Raw genomic sequence first — 3,601 nt, 5'->3', positions numbered from 1 at the left:
GATTTCATCACAAATTCCAGCCACTATTCCACAGTGGTCAAGATCCTGTACTCTGATATTAGACGCTTCAATTTTACTCATCTTTTAAAAATACCGGATTTTGGAATCACACCTGCGGAATGTGGGTTAAAATTGAAGGCATCTAAAGCTTTTTGGTCATAGGCAGCACTAGTGATTACCTGCCAAGCGGGGTCAGTAATAAAACGGTCATAACGCTCTTTATGGATCACCTCTGGTGCAGTTAATAAATCCCTAGTGCTTGACCAACGAAAGGCTCCCGCAAAGCAACAGTCAAGAATTCCCAGAAAATGACGACAGGGTAGTTTCTCCAAGGATTCTTGCAACTTAGCCATCGGTAAGTAAGTTTGAGTGGCATTCAATTGAGCATCTTGGGGAATTAAATAACCTGCCGGACCATCATCCCCATTCAGGGCAATGCCATGACCTGCAAAGTAAAATAGCAAGCGGTCATTTTCACCTACTTGTTCTGGTAGGATTTTGTCTAGAAATCGATTTAAGTTCTTGAGGGTGGCGAGTTCATTCAAGCACACCCAGACTTGGTAACCATGTTGTTTCCGCAACAGTTCCACCAGCTGTTTGGCATCATTCTCGGCATTCTGTAGGGGGGAAATACCGTTGGTATAATTATTGATGCCGATGACAAATGCCATATTTCTCGAAAATTCAGACATCAAGACAGTTCCCTTGTTAGTTGTTTATCTTTCGGTGCGATAAGCCCTACAGGCATAGCTGCGCTTACCGCACTACTTCTCAACGAAGATCAACTTTAGTGATCGCACTTCTATGCTCAGAGTTTTAATCAGGCGATCGCACTTTTGTGCTAAGAGTTGTGACAAGGCGATCGCTCTTGGGATCGAGATGAAAGTTAACTGTGTTGATCGCTCAATCTATCCTCCACGTTTCTTGATTTCCTCTCGTACTATTTTGAGTCCATTCGTCTCATCACAACTTATCAAGAGCCCCTCTGCTTCTCGAAGTTTATCTATGGCTGTTGTCTTATCAGTATCAGCAATTTTCATAGCTTCATCGTACAACTTCTCAGCCTTTCGGTAGTCGGACATGTGGAGATTAGAGGGATAAATTGGTAGTGGCATATGCGTTTAAAATTGAGGTTGTAATAGTCAGGGGTTAATAGTAATATCTAATATTATCATAATCAGACGATTTCTTCTGTAAAAAATGTTTAAGCCTATCAGTATATCGGTTCAACCAACGAAATCCAATTTAACTTTTTTGGTATATTAGAATATATGAATAGGAGGTTTTAGTTAATTTTGCTGACAAATATTACTCTGATTGGCATTTGAGCTATTCTTCAAATAGTCATGCAGCCAACTGCAACTACGCCTGAGCAAATCATCCAAATCAAAATTCCAAAGAATTACCTTTTCTTCCAAGCCAGCCGAACCAATTATTTTACGGTCATTACTAAAACTGACATCATATATATAAGTATCATCCCCTGACAAGGTTTCCAACAGACTGCCGTCTAAATTCCAAAGTTTAATCGTTCCATCATTACTTCCTGAAACTAAAGTTTGACCGCTAGGGCTAAACTTAGCGTTTGAAAAACGGGTTTTGTTATCCTCAATACTTTCAATTAATTTGCCATTTAGATTCCAAATTTTTATAGTTCTGTCGCTGCTAGCGGTCACAATCATTGTACCGTTGGGACTGAAACTGACATCCAAAACTGGAGCTTTATGACCGAAAAAAGTTTTGCGTAATTTCCCATCCAAACCCCAAAGCTTCACTGTTTTGTCATCACTGACTGAGGCAATTGTTTTGCCATCAGGGCTAAAGCTAACGCTCCTAACCTCCGCATTATGACCGACAAAAGTTTTACGTAATGTAAACATATTATCGATATCCCAAAGCTTCACTGTTTTGTCACTATTGGCTAAGGCAATTTTTGTGCCATCGGGGCTAAAGCCCATACCTAAAACACTCGTTTTGTCCTCTTTCAGAGTGTTAATTAATTTACCGTTAAGGTTCCAGAGTTTTAGCGTCCCGTTCTTACTAACAGAAGCAATCATTTTACCATTGGGACTAAAGCTTACTTTTAATAGTCTCTGATTGTGTGCTTTAAAAGTACGCAACAACTTGCCATCTCTATGCCATAGCTTAACAGTACCATCCTCATTTCCTGAGACAATTACCTGACTGTCTGGGCTGAAACTAAGCCTAGTACCTTGTAAAATTGTCGGCGATACTATACCATGGCGACTCCAGATACTTACAGATTGATCGGTACTAGCTAAAGCAATCATTTTGCTGTCCGGACTAAAACTAGGTTGATTGATAGTTCCGTTAGTAATTTGTATATTTTGCAGCTGTTGAAGATCTTTTATACTCCAAATTTTAACTGTCTGATCGCTACTGGTAGAAGCGAGCATTTTACTATCCCGACTCACATCCAAGTAAAGTACATCATCGCGATGACCTCTAAAAGTGCCGATTTGTTGACCCTTGACATTCCAAAGTTGCACCGTATTATCAGCGCTAGCCGCCGCAATTGTTTGGTTGTCAACAAAACGTACTCCAAAGAATTTTTTAATATCTTTTATATTTTGGACTAGCTTATAGTTTTTTACATTCCAGATTTTGATAGTCCGATCCAAACTAGCCGAAGCAAGAGTTTGACCATCTGGACTAAAATTTAAATCCCTAACTTGATCTTTGTGTCCTGGAAAAGTTGAGAGTAGTTTGCCATTGTAATGCCAAAGCTTTACGGTATGCTTTCCTCTGGCATTGGTAGCAGTTGCTATAGTTTGATTATCCGGACTCAAACTAACAGCCGCCATTCCTTCTTTATCTGTTATCGATTTGAGCAATGTGAAAGTGTTATTACGCTGACGCTGCCACAGCTTTATGGTGTCATCAGAGCTAGCAGAGATGAGAAGTTGACCATCAAGACTAAAGCTAACACTAAAAACCTGGTCTTTATGCTTTTTAAGCCTTTGGAGTATTCTACCATCGTGCCGCCATAATATGATGGTCTTGTCCGCACTCGCTGAAGCAATCATCTTACCATCAGGGCTAAAAGCTACACTCATAACATCCCCATCATGTCCCTTTAGGCGGTTGCGCTCCCTCATATCGTAAACTACCTTTCTTAAAGCAAGGATAACTCGCATCTTGGTGTCTTCTCTAACCACAAATGGAACCGTACTTTTCAGATGTTCTCCGGCTTTAATACCTTCTATGAGTGCTTCTAACTCATGCTTAGAGGCTAAACGCTCTTCTGTTAAAGCACTAGAAGCTTCAAGAAATCTGTTTTGAGCATCAATAGTAGAATTAATTGCAACCCAAGTCGCACTACTTAATATTACAAATGCAACATTTAGCAGGCTCCAACCGATAATACTGTTTTTACGTCTTCGCTTAATACTTTGTTGTATAAATTCCGCTTCTACTTGGTTTAACCAATTGTTATCAGGAGATTTGAGTACCTCTTGATTTAATACATCTAAATAGGGGTTAGCATTCCAAAGAAACTTTGCTTGTTGCTGATTATTCCACTCTAAGGCGGATGGAGTTAAACGACGTTGTAATTCTAGATTTTTCTCTTGTTGAACCC

General features: G+C 39.8%; 3 protein-coding genes. All 3 read right to left on the bottom strand.

The features are described from left to right. Window positions 1-77: 77 nt before the first annotated feature. The gene (locus F6K51_RS35575) at window positions 78-692 is read right to left on the bottom strand and encodes a caspase family protein (RefSeq protein WP_293030454.1); all 615 of its coding nucleotides are present in this window, start codon (window positions 690-692) and stop codon (window positions 78-80) included. Between the two features lie 216 nt (window positions 693-908). Then, window positions 909-1,115 (bottom strand): hypothetical protein, encoded by a 207-nt coding sequence (locus tag F6K51_RS35570; protein ID WP_293030451.1) that lies wholly within the window; start codon window positions 1,113-1,115, stop codon window positions 909-911. Window positions 1,116-1,289: 174 nt separating this feature from the next. Continuing rightward, the coding region (locus F6K51_RS35565) for a WD40 repeat domain-containing protein (RefSeq protein WP_293030448.1) at window positions 1,290-3,601 on the bottom strand (2,312 nt) is incomplete at its 5' end.

The organism is Moorena sp. SIO3I8 (assembly GCF_010692325.1).
Taxonomy (GTDB): domain Bacteria; phylum Cyanobacteriota; class Cyanobacteriia; order Cyanobacteriales; family Coleofasciculaceae; genus Moorena.
Note: the sequence above shows the minus strand (reverse complement) of the source record. Positions and strands in the feature narration are given on the sequence as shown.

Bases quoted from the DNA above. Each gene is read 5' to 3' on its own strand.
- F6K51_RS35575 (WP_293030454.1), bottom strand. From the start codon at position 692: ATGTCTGAATTTTCGAGAAATATGGCATTTGTCATCGGCATCAATAAT.
- F6K51_RS35570 (WP_293030451.1), bottom strand. From the start codon at position 1,115: ATGCCACTACCAATTTATCCCTCTAATCTCCACATGTCCGACTACCGA.